16 protein-coding genes are annotated in these 15,102 nt (G+C 68.1%); 11 read left to right on the top strand and 5 right to left on the bottom strand.

Annotation, left to right across the window (positions count from 1 at the left end; genetic code table 11):
• Window positions 1–349 precede the first annotated feature (349 nt).
• Both NR101_RS06895 and NR101_RS06900 read right to left on the bottom strand, forming a co-directional pair.
• Complete coding sequence (locus tag NR101_RS06895; RefSeq protein WP_256774939.1) at window positions 350–2,836, bottom strand: FtsX-like permease family protein; 2,487 nt, start codon at window positions 2,834–2,836, stop codon at window positions 350–352.
• Window positions 2,833–3,435: an ABC transporter ATP-binding protein gene (locus tag NR101_RS06900; protein ID WP_256774940.1), complete on the bottom strand. Its 603-nt coding sequence runs from the start codon at window positions 3,433–3,435 to the stop codon at window positions 2,833–2,835. Before NR101_RS06900 ends, NR101_RS06895 begins: the two co-directional genes overlap by 4 nt.
• Window positions 3,436–3,555: 120 nt before the next feature.
• Between NR101_RS06900 and NR101_RS06905 the strand changes: the two genes are divergently transcribed.
• The 3 genes from NR101_RS06905 to NR101_RS06915 all read left to right on the top strand — a co-directional run bounded on the left by NR101_RS06905 (window position 3,556) and on the right by NR101_RS06915 (window position 6,434).
• Window positions 3,556–4,206, top strand: a complete 651-nt coding sequence (locus NR101_RS06905) for an arylesterase (RefSeq protein WP_256774941.1) — start codon at window positions 3,556–3,558, stop codon at window positions 4,204–4,206.
• A gap of 89 nt (window positions 4,207–4,295) precedes the next feature.
• Window positions 4,296–5,009: a response regulator transcription factor gene (locus tag NR101_RS06910; protein ID WP_019182442.1), complete on the top strand. Its 714-nt coding sequence runs from the start codon at window positions 4,296–4,298 to the stop codon at window positions 5,007–5,009.
• A gap of 153 nt (window positions 5,010–5,162) precedes the next feature.
• Window positions 5,163–6,434: a HAMP domain-containing sensor histidine kinase gene (locus NR101_RS06915; protein ID WP_256774942.1), complete on the top strand. Its 1,272-nt coding sequence runs from the start codon at window positions 5,163–5,165 to the stop codon at window positions 6,432–6,434.
• Window positions 6,435–6,896: 462 nt separating this feature from the next.
• On the opposite strand, the gene NR101_RS06920 is transcribed toward NR101_RS06915, so the two are convergent.
• Window positions 6,897–7,601: an SGNH/GDSL hydrolase family protein gene (locus NR101_RS06920; protein WP_256774943.1), complete on the bottom strand. Its 705-nt coding sequence runs from the start codon at window positions 7,599–7,601 to the stop codon at window positions 6,897–6,899.
• Between the two features lie 287 nt (window positions 7,602–7,888).
• Between NR101_RS06920 and NR101_RS06925 the strand changes: the two genes are divergently transcribed.
• From NR101_RS06925 to NR101_RS06960, 8 genes are all read left to right on the top strand, one after another.
• Window positions 7,889–8,269, top strand: a complete 381-nt coding sequence (locus NR101_RS06925) for a diacylglycerol kinase (RefSeq protein ID WP_256774944.1) — start codon at window positions 7,889–7,891, stop codon at window positions 8,267–8,269.
• Between the two features lie 40 nt (window positions 8,270–8,309).
• Window positions 8,310–9,059: a TerC family protein gene (locus NR101_RS06930; protein WP_256774945.1), complete on the top strand. Its 750-nt coding sequence runs from the start codon at window positions 8,310–8,312 to the stop codon at window positions 9,057–9,059.
• Between the two features lie 104 nt (window positions 9,060–9,163).
• On the top strand, window positions 9,164–9,811 hold the full coding sequence (locus NR101_RS06935; RefSeq protein WP_256774946.1) for a LemA family protein: 648 nt from the start codon (window positions 9,164–9,166) through the stop codon (window positions 9,809–9,811).
• 10 nt (window positions 9,812–9,821) lie between these two features.
• Window positions 9,822–10,709 carry a TPM domain-containing protein gene (locus NR101_RS06940; RefSeq protein ID WP_256775025.1) on the top strand — a complete coding sequence of 296 codons (888 nt, stop codon included), beginning with the start codon at window positions 9,822–9,824 and terminating at the stop codon, window positions 10,707–10,709.
• Window positions 10,709–11,197 (top strand): TPM domain-containing protein, encoded by a 489-nt coding sequence (locus tag NR101_RS06945; RefSeq protein WP_256774947.1) that lies wholly within the window; start codon window positions 10,709–10,711, stop codon window positions 11,195–11,197. The genes NR101_RS06940 and NR101_RS06945 overlap by 1 nt, the downstream gene beginning before the upstream one ends.
• Window positions 11,198–11,248: 51 nt before the next feature.
• Complete coding sequence (gene lgt / locus NR101_RS06950) at window positions 11,249–12,136, top strand: prolipoprotein diacylglyceryl transferase (protein WP_256774948.1); 888 nt, start codon at window positions 11,249–11,251, stop codon at window positions 12,134–12,136.
• Window positions 12,133–12,927: a thymidylate synthase gene (locus tag NR101_RS06955; RefSeq protein WP_256774949.1), complete on the top strand. Its 795-nt coding sequence runs from the start codon at window positions 12,133–12,135 to the stop codon at window positions 12,925–12,927. Before lgt ends, NR101_RS06955 begins: the two co-directional genes overlap by 4 nt.
• An 11-nt stretch (window positions 12,928–12,938) precedes the next feature.
• Window positions 12,939–13,430 carry a dihydrofolate reductase gene (locus NR101_RS06960; protein ID WP_256774950.1) on the top strand — a complete coding sequence of 164 codons (492 nt, stop codon included), beginning with the start codon at window positions 12,939–12,941 and terminating at the stop codon, window positions 13,428–13,430.
• Between the two features lie 24 nt (window positions 13,431–13,454).
• On the opposite strand, the gene NR101_RS06965 is transcribed toward NR101_RS06960, so the two are convergent.
• Together NR101_RS06965 and NR101_RS06970 are read right to left on the bottom strand one after the other, a co-directional pair.
• On the bottom strand, window positions 13,455–14,102 hold the full coding sequence (locus tag NR101_RS06965) for a DUF1287 domain-containing protein (RefSeq protein ID WP_256774951.1): 648 nt from the start codon (window positions 14,100–14,102) through the stop codon (window positions 13,455–13,457).
• The gene (locus tag NR101_RS06970) at window positions 14,099–15,097 is read right to left on the bottom strand and encodes a symmetrical bis(5'-nucleosyl)-tetraphosphatase (RefSeq protein WP_256774952.1); all 999 of its coding nucleotides are present in this window, start codon (window positions 15,095–15,097) and stop codon (window positions 14,099–14,101) included. The genes NR101_RS06965 and NR101_RS06970 overlap by 4 nt, the downstream gene beginning before the upstream one ends.
• Window positions 15,098–15,102: the final 5 nt, after the last annotated feature.

Raw genomic sequence — 15,102 nt, forward strand, 5'->3', positions numbered from 1 at the left:
CCCAGGGTAGAGCCGAGCCATGCTCGGCTGCTCTTCCCCGATCAATGCCATGGCGCCTGACGGAAGAGGAACGTTTCTGCCGAGCATGGCTCGGCACTACCGAACCCCACGCCTTCGCGACCCACGAATCCCACGCCCCGCGACCCACGGATCCCACGCCCCCGCGACCCACGGATCCCACGCCCCCGCGACCTACCCAGGGTAGAGCCGAGCCATGCTCGGCTGCTCTTCTTCGAGCAATGCCAGGGCGTCCGACGCAAGAGGAACGTTTCTGCCGAGCATGGCTCGGCACTACCGATGCGCAGCCTTCGGCCAGCGCCACTGAATGCCCCGGCGCCCTGCGTCGACCTCACACTTCCCGTAGCGCCAGCGCGGGCGGCGTATGCAGGATCCGCCGTGTGCCCCACCAGCCGGCCAGCATGCTCAATGCCACCCCGATCGCGCCGCCGGCCAGCAATGGCCCCCAGGGCGGACTCAAGGTCAGCTCGAACACCTGCCGGGCCACCACGCTGCCCAGCAATGCCGCCGTGCCGACCGCCAGCAACGCCGACAGCAGCCCAAGCGCACCGAACTCGACCAGCACCGCCCCGCGGAGCTGGCTGCGCGTGGCCCCCAGCGTGCGCAGCACCGCACTGTCGTAGCGACGCTCCCCTGCGGTGGCCTGCAGGGCCGCCAGCAGCACCAGCAACCCGGCCAGCAGGCTGAAGCCCATCACCAGCTGCACCGCCTGGGTGACCCGGTCCACCACCTCGCGCACCCGCTGCAGGATGCCGTCGATATCCAGCAGCGAAATGTTCGGCTGCGCGCGGGTCAGCGCCGCCAACTGCGGTGCCTGCGCATGCGGCAGATGGAAGGCGGTGATCAGGTTGTAGGGCGCATCGCCCACCGCGCCTTCGTTGAGCAGCAGGAAGAAGTTGACCCGGAACGAATCCCAGTCGGCCTTGCGGATGCTGGTCACCGTGAAGCTGCGTTGCTGGTCGCCCATCTGCAGCGTCACCGTATCGCCGAGTTTCATCCCGTAACGCTCGGCCCAGCCCTGTTCGATGGAGGCTTCCGCCGCGGTGCTGCCCGGCGCCCACCAGCGCCCGCCCACCAGCGTGTTGGCCGGCGGGAAGTCATGCCGCCAGGAGAAGTTGACCGGACGGTTGGCATCGTCGTCATCGTTGCTGTTGTCCTCGCGCTGCTGCCGCTGCGGCGGCCGGTCATTGACCGCCAACAGGCGCCCGGTACTGAACGGCTCGATGCCCGGCGCCACCACGCCCAGCCCGTGCAGCGTGCTCAGCACCGTCTCGCGCTGCTCCGGCTGGATGTTCATCAGGAAGTAGTTGGGCGTGTCCACCGGCAAACGGTCGCGCCACTGCGCCAGCAGGCCCGGCCCGATCACCGACAGCAGCAACAGCGCGCACAGCGACAGCGACAGCCCCACCAGCTGCGTCACCGCCAGCCCACGGCGGCGGGTCAGCGCGGCCAGACCCAGCTTCCAGCGCCCGCGCAGGCGCGGCTGCAGCCCACGCAGCAGCCACAGCAGCAACGCCCCAAGTACGCCGGCCAGGGCCGCCAATGCGGCCAGCCCGCCCAGCACCCAGGCCGCCAGCTTCACATCGCCGGTGGCCTGCACGGTCAGCGCCACGGTCGCCGCCAGGGCGGCCGCATAGATCAGCAGCGAACTCGGTGGCATCGCCGCGAAGCTGCGGTTGAGCACGCGCATCGGCGGCACCCGACGCAGCCGCAGCAGCGGCGGCAGGCCGAAGCCGAGCAGCAGCACCAGTCCGATCCCGGCACCACTCAAGGCCGGGGTCGCCTGCGGCAGCGGCAGGCGATTAGGGATCAGCCCGCCCAGCGCCTGCACCAACCCGGCCTGCGCGGCCATGCCCAGCCCGATGCCGACCAGGCACGCCGGCACCGCCAGCATCACCAGTTGCAGCGCCATCGCGCTGAGAATGTCGCGCTGGCGTGCGCCCAGGCAGCGCAGGATCGCCACCTGGTCGATCCGGCGCAGCGCGAAGCGATTCGCCGCCAGCGCAGTGGCCACGCCGGCCAGCAGCACCGCCAGCAGTGCGGCCAGTGACAGGAAGCGGCCAGCCAGGTCGAACGCACCGCGCACGCCGCGCTGGGTGTCGGCGATGCCCACGATGCGGTAACCCTTGGCCTGCGGCGCCAGCCACGCGCGGAAGTCGGCAATCGCCTCCGGCGCCCCGGCGAACATCATCCGGTAGGACGCGCGGCTGCCCGGTCCGAGCAGGCCGGCGGCATCCACGTCGGCGCGGTTGACCAGCAGCGGCGGCGACAGCTGCATCAGTTCGCCGGAGGTGTCCGGTTCGGCCTGCAGCACGCGGGTGATGGTCAGGCTGCCGGCACCGAACTCCAGCGCATCGCCCACGCCCAGCCCCAGCGCCTGCATCAGGCGCGGATCGGCATAGGCCTGGCCCGGCGGCGGGGTGCCGGCGATCTCGCTGGCGCCGCCGTGCAGGGTGCGGCTGACCTGCAGCTGCCCACGCAAGGGATACCCATCGCCGACCGCCTTGATGTTGGCCATCTGGCTGGCCTCGCCATGGAACAGCACGCTGGGGAAGCTGACCATGCGCGTGCTGGCCAGGCCACGTTCGCGCGCCGCGTCGGCGAAGGCGGTGGGAATGTCCTCGCGTGCGTTGAGGCCGAGGTCGCCGCCGAGCATTTCCGCCGCGCTGCCGGTCAAGGCCAGCGTGACCCGGTTGACCAGCGTGCCGACCGCGGTCATCACCGCCACGCCGAGCACCAGCGCGGCGAACACGGTCAGCAGGTCGCCGGCCAGGAACTCGCGGCGCAGTGCGCGCGCGGCATGTTTGACGACATTCATGCGGACACGCCGGACGGGCTGTCGACCAGTCGGCCGCCATCCAGGCGATAGACGCGTTCGCAGCGCTGCGCAAGGCGCAGGTCATGGGTCACCAGGATCAGGGTGGTATCGCTGGTGGCGTTGAGCGCGAACAGCAGGTCGCTGATCTGCTGGCCGGTGGCCTGGTCCAGGCTGCCGGTGGGCTCATCGGCGAACAGGATGCGCGGCCGCGCCACGAACGCGCGCGCCAACGCCACGCGCTGCTGCTCGCCGCCGGACAGCTGGCGCGGGTAGTGGCGCGCACGGTGGGTGAGCCCGACCTGCTCGAGCACCTCGCGCACGCGCGCCGGATCCTCGCGCCCGGCCAGTTCCAGCGGCAGCGCGATGTTCTCCTCGGCGGTCAGCGCCGGCAGCAGGTGGAAACTCTGGAACACGAAGCCGACCTCACGCGCACGCAGCTGCGCGCGGGCTTCTTCATCCAGCGCATTGAGATCCGCGCCGGCCAGGGTGATCCGGCCGCGGCTGGGCAGGTCCAGTCCAGCCAGCAGGCCGAGCAGGGTGGTCTTGCCCGAACCGGACGCGCCGACGATGGCGATGCTCTCGCCTTCATGGACGGTCATGCCAATGTTGTCCAGTATGTGGACTTCACCCTCCGGGCCACGCGCCGATTTGCCCACATCCAGGGCGGCGATGGCGACGGGAGCGCTGCGGGGGGACAGGCTGTCGATGAGGATTCTCCAATGAGCACAACGATGTGGAAGGGCCGCGCGGCCCCGATGGTCTGGCTGATGGCATGGTTGCTGCTGCTGCCAGCGCTGGCCTGTGCCAAAGGTGCCGATACCCGCCATGCGGTACTGGTGGTCGGCGACAGCCTCAGTGCTGCCCACAATATCCCGGCCGAATCGGGCTGGGTGAACCTGCTTCAGCAGCGGGTCAAACAACAGGTCAAGCCGGCCCCGGACATCATCAACGCCAGCATCAGCGGCGAGACCAGTTCCGGCGCGCTGACCCGGCTGCCGGGCCTGCTGGCCAAACACCGGCCATCGGTGGTGGTGATCGAGCTGGGCGGCAACGACGCCCTGCGCGGGCTTACTCCGGTGCAGCTGCGCGGCAACCTGGAAAAGATGATCGTGGCCAGCCAGAAGGCCGGTGCCAAGGTGCTGCTGCTGGGCATCGACGTTCCCCCCAACTACGGCCCGGCCTACCGCCAGCGGCTCAAGGACGTCTATGCCGGGCTGGCCGGCCAGTACAAGGTGCCGCTGCTGCCGTTCCTGCTGGACGGTGTGGCCCTGCAGCCGGGGCTGATGCAGTCCGACGGCCTGCATCCCACTGCCGCCGGCCAGCCGCGGGTGCTGGACAACGTGTGGCCACACCTCAAACCCCTGCTCTGACAACAATTTTGATTCCGGTGTGAGCAGCTTCACACCGCCTCCACTGCCGATGCGGCATGTTTCACAAAGCTGAAGAAAGAGGGAATCCCATGCGTCAGACAAAGGAGACCTCCGGCCTGGTGCTGGTGGTCGAGGACAACCGCAATATTTCCGAGATGATCGGCGAGTACCTGGAAGGCCGTGGGTTTGAGGTCGACTATGCCCAGGACGGGCTGGACGGCTACCGACTGGCGGCGGAAAACAGTTATGACGTCGTGGTGCTGGACCTGATGCTGCCGCGACTGGATGGCATCGAAGTCTGCCGCCGGCTGCGCAACGACGCCCGCAAGTCGACCCCGGTACTGATGCTGACCGCCCGCGACACGCTGGACGACAAGCTCACCGGCCTGGGCTTCGGCGCCGACGATTACCTGACCAAGCCGTTCGCGATCCAGGAGCTGGAAGCACGCCTGCGTGCCCTGATCCGCCGCGAGCGTCGCCAGGTGGGTTCGGAAGTGCTCAAGGTGGCCGACCTGGTGCTGGACCCGGTGAGCATGCGTGCGACCCGTGCCGGTACCGAGCTGCAGCTGTCGCCGATCGGTCTGCGTCTGCTGACCATCCTGATGCGCGAATCGCCCCGCGTGGTGACGCGCCAGGAAATCGAGCGCGAGATCTGGGGCAACGGCCTGCCGGACTCGGATACCCTGCGCAGCCATCTGTACAACCTGCGCAAGATCATCGACAAGCCGTTCGACCGTCCGCTGCTGCACACCGTGCAGAGCGCCGGTTACCGCATCGCCGACATCGCCCAGCCGATGAGCTGACGCGTACGGCGGTCGCCGGCGCGTGAGCGGAGGGCCCCTGCGGGGCCCCGAGGGTGACAACGACCTGGCGGTTGCCGGGTCGTTGTCGTTTTTTGCACGATGGAATCACGGCGCGCTTTCCTATAATCGCGGCGAACCGCTCTGGATCCTGTAATGCCGCACGGTCTGCCGCGCAAGATACGTATCGTCTTCATCCTCCAAGCCGTGCTGGCCAGCCTGGGTATCCTGCTGGGCGCATGGCTGGTGTCGTTGGTGATCAAGCACAGCTTGGTCAGCAGCGCGCTGCAGGAAGAGGCTGCTTACTACTGGCAGCTGTACGACGCTTCGCCGACGCAGCCGCCGCCGAACACCCAGAACATCCGCGGTTACCTGCTGGAGACCGGGCGGTCGCCGTTGAGCCTGCCGGCCAACCTGCGCGCGCTGCGCCCGGGTTTCCACGAACTGAAAAGCGACGACCAGCTGGTGCTGGTGGATGCGCGTCCGGAGGGGCGGTTGTATCTGGTGTTCCTGCGCTCGCGCGCGGAGATGCTGGCGTTCTGGTTCGGGATCGTGCCGGTGCTGCTGACGTTGCTGGCGGTGTACGGGGCCTCGTGGATCACCTACCGGGCATCCAAACGGCTGGTGTCGCCGGTCAACTGGCTGGCGCGGCGGGTGTCGCGCTGGAATCCGGGGCATCCGGAAGCGGCGGACCTGGCGCCGGACAAGCTGCCGGCGGATATGCAGGGCGAGACGCGGCAGTTGGCCGCGGCGCTGCACTCCCTGGCCACGCGGGTGACCGCGCACGTGGCGCGTGAGCGCAACTTCACCCGCGATGCGAGCCACGAACTGCGCACGCCGCTGACGGTGATCCGGGTGGCCAGCGACATGGCGCTGGGCGATCACGAGTTGTCGCCGCGGTTGCAGCGCAGCTTGAACCGCATCCAGCGCGCGGGCCGGGACATGGAGGCGGTGATCGACGCGTTCCTGATCCTGGCGCGCGAGGCGGATGTGGAGCCGCAGATCGAGCTGTTCGACGTCAACGAGATCGTGCGCTACGAGGTGGACAACGCGCGCGAGCTGATGGCGGGGCGGCCGGTGGAGATCTTCCTGCACAGTGCCGGTCCGGTGCAGTTGCATGCGCCGCCGCGGGTGCTGCAGGTGGTGGTGAGCAATCTGTTGCGCAATGCGTGCAGTTACACCGACGAAGGGCGCATCGATGTGGATGTGCTGGAGGATCGGGTCGTGGTGCGCGACACGGGGATCGGGATGTCGGCCGAGGCGTTGGGCCGCGCGTTCGAGCCGTTCTACCGCGCGGAGCCGACGCGGCCGCAGGGCACCGGCTTGGGGCTGTCGATCGTGCGTCGGTTGTGCGATCGATTTGGCTGGAAGGTGAGTCTGAGCAGTACGTTGGGGGCGGGGACGCAGGCGGCGGTTGTTTATCGGTGAGTTTTTTAGCAACGGCCGGGTGATTTCTCTCTCCAGTGTTTGGGTCGGTGTGGGCGGGTTGGCGGGACACGCCGTGAATCCATCCCTGGAAGCTCGCGTGCGCCATCCATGGCGCACGACGGTCCCGCCAACCCACCCACACCGACCCATCGAGAGTTGGCCGGTGCTTGTGGGAGGTGGGAGCAAGGGCAAGAGCAGCCGAGCATGGCTCGGCTCTACCGGGGGTCCACAACGGGGTGTTGCAGAACGGTGTCAAGAGAAGTTTCGGCCCGGTAGGTGCCGACCGTTGGTCGGCACGCTCTTGATCTTCACCCCAACGCGCCGATTTTCTGTCGAGGGGCGGGGTGGGTGAGGGGGCGGGGCCCTTGAGTCGCATGGATGCGGCTCAGGAGCTTACAGGGATGTACTTGCAGCGTGCCCCGCGGCCTCACCCGCCCCGTCCCACCCGCAGCAAACCGCGCGTCACTCGCACTGCACCTTCGGCGCCAGCGCCTTCCGCCAGATCGCATAACCCTCTGGCGTCATATGCAGCATGTCCTCGCGGAACAACGCCGCACGCGGCTGCCCGTCAGCGCCCAGCATCGGCGTGTAGACATCGGTGAAGCCGGTATGCGGCAACGTGGCCAGCGCCTGCCGGATCAACCCGTTGGCCTCCACCACGGCCGGCAGCAGCTGCGCGCGCGACGGGCTGGGCTTGATCGAAATCACCTCTACCGTCGTCGTCGGCAGGTCGCGATGCACCCGCTGCACGAAGGCCACCACGTCGTCGCGCACCTGCACCGGCGTGCGCCCGCTGTTGAGGTCGTTGTCGCCGGCGTAGAAGAACACCTTGCACGGCGCGTACGGCACCACGATCTGGCCGGCGTACCAGGTGCTGTCGCGCACCTCCGAACCGCCGAAGCCACGGTTGAACACCGGCTGCCCCGGGAAATCGGTCGCCAGGCTGTGCCACATCCGGATCGACGAACTGCCGATGAACTCGATGCCGCCACGCGGCGGCGGGGTGGCCGCATCGGCCTTGGCGAAGTCGGCCATGTCCTGCGCCCAAGCTACGTTGGAGACCTGCGCCGGCACCTGCGGTGGCGCGGGCGGTGACAGGGCAAAGGCGGGCAGGGCGGCGCCCAGCGCCAGGGCGAGCAGCAGGGGGCGGGTGCAGCGGTAATGCATGGGCAGACTCCTCGGCAACGCGCCCATCGGGGGCGCCTGGATCGGTTGAACCCCATCATAGAAGCTGACGCCAGGCCCTGCTTTACCCGCGCTGGCGAGGCAGTGACCCCCGGTTCCACCACCCGGCAACGCCCATTACCACGGCAGCGGCCCGGCCGCCTTCGACGATGCGCCGGCAGGCTTGTGGCAAAATGACGGATTGCCTGCCCATTCAGCCCCGCCCATGACCCCTTGCTGCGTGCTGTTCCCCACGTCCCGGTCCGCCGCGCAGCACGGAGCGTGTGCCCGTGGCTGATGAAATCGGGCACATGCCGCGCGGCCCCAAGCGCATCTTCAAGGCCGCCGTGTGGTCCTGGCAGGGCCTGCGTGCGGCCTGGCTGCACGAGTCCTCGTTCCGCCTGGAGGTCTACCTGCTGGTGGTGCTGGCCCCGGTCGCGCTGTGGCTGGGCCAGAGCCCGGTCGAGCGTGCCCTGATGATCGGCTCGATGCTGCTGGTGCTGGCCATGGAGCTGGCCAACTCCGCCATCGAAGCGGTGATCGAACGCTATGGCAGCGAATTCCACGAGATGGCTGGCCGCGCCAAGGACATGGGCTCGGCGGCGGTGTTCGTGCTGATGATGAACGTGCTGCTGTGCTGGGGCCTTGTCCTGCTGCCGCGATTTTTCTGAGCGGCCCCCCGCTCATTCCCCCTTGTAAGGATCCACGCCCATGTCCCTTGAGTTGCTGTCCGACCCGAACGTCTGGTTGACCCTGTTCACGCTGAGCGCGCTGGAAATCGTGCTCGGCATCGACAACCTGGTCTTCATCTCCATCGCCGTGAGCAAGCTGCCCGAAGCGCGCCGTCCGTTCGCGCGCAAGCTCGGCATCGCCGTGGCCTGCATCACCCGCATCGCCCTGCTGGTGTCGCTGGCCTACCTGGCGCACATGGAGCAGAACCTGTTCACCGTCGCCGGTCTGGGCATCTCGATCCGCGATCTGGTGCTGATCCTTGGCGGCCTGTTCCTGATCATCAAGGGCAGCATGGAGATCCGCGAGCTGATCTCCGGCGGCGACGACGCCGACCCGACCACCACCAAGGCCTCGGCCGTGTTCGGCATGGTCATCGCCCAGATCGCGGTAATCGACATCGTGTTCTCGCTGGATTCGGTGATCACCGCCGTCGGCATCGCCGACCACATCCCGGTGATGGTCGCTGCGATCCTGCTGTCGGTGGCGGTAATGCTGCTGGCCGCCAACCCGCTGGGCCGCTTCATCGACGCCAACCCGACCGTGAAGATGCTGGCCCTGGCCTTCATCCTGCTGATCGGCGTGGTGCTGATCCTGGACGGCCTGAGCGTGCACGTGCCCAAGCCCTACATCTACGCCGCGATGGGCTTCTCGGTGCTGGTGGAATGGCTGAACCTGCTGATGCGCCGCCGCGCGGTGGCCAACCACGTGCCGGGCGCCGGCAACTGGTAAGCGAACGCGGCAGCCCCCTGACTGAGGGGGCGTGGGTGGTTACGCGGACTTTACCGCAAACGTGGCATGCTCCGGATCCCGTTCATCGAGATCCGGAGCCGGCCATGCGATCGTTCTCCCGCCTGTTGTTGTTGGCCGTGCTGGCCTCCCTGCTGTCCGGCTGTGGCTACAACGCCATCCAGCAGAAGGATGAGCAGGTCAAGGCCGGTTGGGCCGAAGTGCTCAACCAGTACAAGCGCCGCGCCGATCTGATCCCCAACCTGGTGCAGACCGTGGAAGGCTATGCCAACCAGGAACGCCAGGTGCTGACCGATGTGACCAATGCGCGCTCGCGCGTGGGCCAGATCAACGTCAACGCGGACGACGCCGAGTCGCTCAAGCAGTTCCAGCAGGCCCAGGGCGAACTGAGCGGCGCGTTGTCGCGTCTGCTGGTGGTCACCGAGAACTATCCGAACCTCAAGTCCGACCAGGGCTTCCGCGACCTGCAGGCGCAGCTGGAAGGCACCGAAAACCGCATCACCGTGGCGCGCGGTCGCTACATCGAGATGGTGCAGGCTTACAACACCTACATCCGCTCGTTCCCGCAGGTGATCACCGCCAAGATCTTCGGCTATGCGGTCAAGCCCAACTTCACCGTGGACAACGAAGCGCAGATCTCGCAGCCGCCGGCGGTGAAGTTCGGTTCGCCGGCCCCTGCGCCGGCCCCCGCGCCCGCCCCGTCACCGCAGCCGCAGCAAGCCCCGGCGCACTGAGCCGGTGAACATCGGTCTGCTGCGTGGCCTGTTGCTGGTCTGCCTGTGGCTGGCGTTGCCGGCGTGGGCGCAGGCCGCCGATGCGGTGATTCCGCCGATGCACTCGCCGGTGGTCGATACCACCGGCACCCTGGATGCGGCGCAGGTGCAGGCCCTGGAAGCCCAGGCGCTGGCGCTGCAGCAGCGCAAGGGTAGCCAGCTGCAGATCCTGATGGTGCCCAGCACCGCGCCGGAGACCATCGAGCAGTACACCCAGCGGGTGTTCGAGCAGTGGAAGATCGGCCGCAAGGGCGTGGACGATGGCGTGCTGCTGGTGGTGGCCAAGGATGATCGCCGGGTCCGCATCGAGCCGGGCTACGGCCTGGAAGGTGCCATTCCCGATGCGATCGCCAACCGCGTGATCCAGGAATACCTCGCCCCGCGCTTCCGCGACAACGACTATGCCGGCGGTCTGGCCGACGCCAGTGCGGCGCTGGTCAAGCTGATCGATGGCGAGGCACTGCCCGCGCCAGTCAGCACCCACCGTGCGACGCCAAACCCCGATGGCGACGGCTGGACTTTCGCCCTGGTGATCGGCTTCTTCGTCGGCAGTTTCCTGCGCGCCATCCTCGGCTGGCTGCCGCGGCCGGTGCGCGCGCTGCTCGGCGGCGGCGGCGCGGCCGTGGCGGCGTTCCTGTTCACCTCGCTGTGGCTGGCCAGTGGCCTGGCTGGCCTGATCGGCCTGGTCGTCGGCCTGTCCTCGGGCCGGGCCGGCGCCTTCGCCCGCAGTGGCGGGTGGGGGGGCGGCGGTTGGGGCGGTGGCGGCGGCTTTGGAGGCGGCGGCGGTTTCGGCGGCGGTGGCGGCTGGGGCGGCGGCGGTGGACGTTCGGGAGGCGGTGGCGCCTCGGGGGGCTGGTGATGCGCTGGTGGCGACATGTGTTCTCACCGTCCGTGCGGCGTACGTTCCCGCCGGCACGACTGCAGGCCATCACCGAGGCGATCACTGCCGGCGAACGCCGACATGGCGGCCAGGTGATGTTCGCCGTCGAAGCCGAGCTGCCGTGGCTGGCGCTGTGGCAAGGGCTCAGCCCGCGCCAGCGTGCCGAACACGCCTTCGCCCAGCTGCGGACCTGGGATACCGAGCACAACAACGGCGTCTTGATCTACCTGCTGCTGGCCGACCACGCCATCGAGCTGGTCGCCGACCGGGGCCTGCGTGGTCGCATCGGCGAGGCACAGTGGCAGGAGATCTGCGCGCACCTGCAGCAACGACTGCGCCAGGGCGATCTGCAGGACGGCGTGCTGCAGGCGATCGAGGAGGTCTCCACGCTGCTGGCCGGGCACTATCCGCCCGTTCCCGGGTCCCAGGATGACGGCCTGCCGAACACCCCGCAGCTGCTTGGTTGAGGTGGCGGCCTGCTGGGCCGAGAATAGCCGCTTACCTGCAAGGCATCGCCCATGATCTATTTCCACGATATCGACCCCATCGCCATCTCGCTCGGGCCGATCAAGGTGCATTGGTACGGCATCATGTACCTGCTCGGCTTCACCGCGGCCTGGTGGCTGGGGCGCCGGCGGATCGCAGCGGGCAGGCTGCCCGGGGTGGACGCCAACGGGTTCTCCGACCTGCTGTTCTACGCCATGCTCGGCGTGGTGGTGGGCGGTCGCGTGGGCTACATGCTGTTCTATGCGCTGTCCGATTTCCTGCACAACCCGTTGCTGCTGTTCAAGGTGTGGGATGGCGGCATGAGCTTCCATGGTGGCCTGCTGGGCGTGCTGTTCGCCTCGTGGTACTGGTCGCGCAAGCACCGCCTGCACCTGTTCGACACCCTGGATTTCATGTCTCCGCTGGTGCCGCTGGGGCTGGGCTTTGGCCGCATCGGCAACTTCATCGGCGCCGAACTGTGGGGCAAGTACACCGATGGCAGCTGGGGCGTGGTGTTTCCCAGTGGCCTGCCGGCGCCGTTGAACGGGCTGGACCTGGCCACGCTCAAAGAACAGTTCGCCACCGGCGCGCTCAACCCGTACGCCCGCCATCCCTCGCAGCTGTATGAAGCGCTGCTGGAAGGCCTGGTGATGTTCGTGGTGCTGTGGGCGGTGTCGGCCAAGCCGCGCCATCGCTACGTGATCTCCGGTCTGTTCGCGTTGATGTACGGCATCTTCCGCTTTGCGGTGGAGTTCGTGCGCATGCCCGACAACGGCGTCTACCTCGCCTTCGACTGGTTCACCCGCGGCCAGCTGCTGAGCCTGCCGCTGGTGGCCTTCGGTCTGGTGCTGCTGGCGCTGTCGCGCCGCGCGCCGGTGCTGCAGCCGGTGCTGCCGGTCGCCGCCGGGGCCCGCGCATGAAGGCGTATCTGGACCTGCTCCAGCACGTGCTGGAGCACGGCACAGAGAAGTCCGACCGCACCGGCACCGGCACGCGCAGCGTGTTCGGCTGGCAGATGCGTTTCAACCTGGCCGACGGCTTTCCGCTGGTGACCACCAAAAAGCTGCACCTGCGCTCGATCATCCATGAGCTGCTGTGGTTCCTGAAGGGCGATACCAACATCGGGTACCTCAAGGACAACCAGGTGCGGATCTGGGACGAGTGGGCCGATGCCGATGGCGATCTCGGTCCGATCTACGGCAAGCAGTGGCGCAGCTGGGCCACTGCCGATGGCGGCAGCATCGACCAGATGCAGTGGCTGGTGGAGGAGATCAAGCGCAATCCGGATTCGCGGCGGCTGGTGGTCAGCGCCTGGAATGTCGGCGAGCTGTCGCAGATGGCGTTGATGCCGTGCCACAACCTGTTCCAGTTCTACGTGGTCGACGGCAAGCTCAGCTGCCAGCTTTACCAGCGCAGCGGTGACATCTTCCTCGGCGTGCCGTTCAACATCGCCAGCTACGCGCTGCTGACCCACATGGTGGCGCAGGCGACCGGACTGGGTGTGGGTGATTTCGTGCACACCCTGGGCGATGCGCACCTGTATTCGAACCATTTCGAGCAGGCACGCGAGCAGTTGGCCCGTGACCCGCGCGCGCTGCCCACGCTGTGGTTGAACCCGGCGGTGACCGACCTGTTCGGCTTCCAGTTCGACGATATCCGCATCGACGGCTACGACCCGCATCCGGCGATCAAGGCGCCGGTGGCGGTATGAGCGGCTCGCGCATGAAGCTCTCCCTGATCGCCGCGCTCGACCGCGACCATGGCATCGGCCATGACAACCAGCTGCCGTGGCAGCTGCCGGACGACCTCAAGCGCTTCAAGGCGCTGACCCTCGGCAAGCCGATCCTGATGGGACGCAGGACGGCCGAATCGCTCGGCCGCGCGCTGCCCGGACGGCCCAACCTGGTGCTGACCCGCAGCGGGAAGGTGCCGTTCGCGGGCATGCAGGCGGTGGCGTCGATCGAACAGGCGCTCCAGTACGCCACCGAGGCCGGTGCCGACGAGCTGTGCGTGATCGGCGGTGGCGCGATTTACCGGCTGGCGATGGCGCAGGCGACCGATCTGCACCTGACCTGGGTGGACACGACGGTGCAGGCCGATACCCACTTTCCCGCGGTGGATCCGGACCTGTGGGTCGAGGTGGCGCGCGAGCACCATGCGGCCGATGCGCGGCACGCACTCGCCTTTGATTTCGTGGATTACCGCCGGCGCTGAGCACGGCCGAACGAGCCTGCCTGCTCAGGCCGGCGGTCGGTAATGCCCGATGATCGTGTGCTGGAACAGCAGGTTTTCTTCCTGCGTGCCGCGGGCGATGTTGTGCAGGATCAGGGGCGTGCCGTCGTGGTGTCGGCGGTCCGAGACGATGCCCACGTGCAGCAGGCCGCTGCCGCTGAGCGTCCAGGCCACGATGTCGCCAGCGGCGAAATCGGTCGGCCGCCTGGAGATGGGCTGTTGCCAGCCCTGGCGCTCGAACCAGCGCATCAGGTTGGGGACGCGGCGATGGTCGATGTTGCGATCCGGCCGCGACAGGCCCCACAGCGGCGGGTACGCGCTGAAATGCCCGCGCATGTCCTCGTGGATGCGCTGCTGCAGGTCCAGGCCCTGGCTGCGCAAGGCACGCACGATCACATCGGTGCACACGCCGCGGTCGAGCGCGACATCGCCGCCGGGATAGTCCAGTACGGTATAGGCCGGGTCGTAATGCACGGTCTGTCCCACCTGGCGACGTGCGGCCGCAACCAATGGCGGCGAGGGTGCCGTGGCGTCGGCCGTCCTCGGGGCAACCGGCGGGTAGGCCGTGGCTGTGGCCGGATCCGGTGCGCGTTGGCAGCCGATGCCCACAGTGACCAGCAGGACCATCAACAGCCACCGCGCGGTTCCGCTCATGCAGGCGTCGGCGTGCTTCCACCGGTGTCGCCGGCCGGTTCCGGATTGCGGCGCGGCTGCGGGTTGCGCGCGCCACGATCACGGCGCTGGCCCTGACGCGGCGGTCGGCCAGTGTTCTGCTCGCCCTCGACCGCCGGGCGGCGTGCCGGCGGACGCGGCGGGGAGACCGGCTTGGGCACGTCACGGCCCGGCACCTGGACCACGCGCAGTTCCTCGGTGTCCAGCTGCAGCGCGGTGAGCTTGCCGCCCCACACCGCACCGGTGTCGATGGCGTGCACACCCTGGGTGATGGTCAGGCCGAGGGCGGACCAATGCCCGCAGACGATCTTGAGGTCGCGCTCGGCGCGGCCCGGCACTTCGAACCACGGGTACAGGCCTTGCTCCTGTGTACCCGGGGTGCCTTTGTCCTCGATTCCGATCCGGCCACGCGGGGTGCAGTAACGCATGCGCGTGAACAGGTTGATGATCGCGCGCGAACGGTCGTAGCCGGCCAGGCCGGGCGACCAGCTCGGCTTGTCGCCGTACATGTTGCGGAACAGCTTGCGGTAGCCGCTGCCGTGCAGCTGTGCCTCCACTTCGCGGGCGTGTTTCTCGGCCAGCTGGGTGGTCCACTTCGGGGCGAGGCCGGCATGGATCATCATCCAGCCCAGTTCGCGGTCCACGTGTGCCAGTTTCTGCAGGCGCAGCCACTCCAGCAGCACGTCGCGGTCCTCGGCCTGCACGATGCGCAGCAGGTCCGGGTTGACCTTGCGTTGTTCTTCCTCGGTGCGCGCGCCAACGGCCAGTAGGGACAGGTCATGATTTCCCAGCACGATCACGCTGCTCTCGCGCAGCGAGTGGACCAGGCGCAGGGTTTCCAGCGACTGCCCCCCGCGGTTGACCAGGTCGCCGCAGAACCAGAGTTTGTCGACCGCCGGGTCGAACTTGATCTTTTCCAGCAACCGCTGGGTAACGTCGTAGCAGCCCTGCAGGTCGCCGATGGCCCAGACACTCATGCGTG

Source organism: Stenotrophomonas sp. Ste86, assembly GCF_024519465.1.
Taxonomy (GTDB): Bacteria; Pseudomonadota; Gammaproteobacteria; order Xanthomonadales; family Xanthomonadaceae; genus Stenotrophomonas.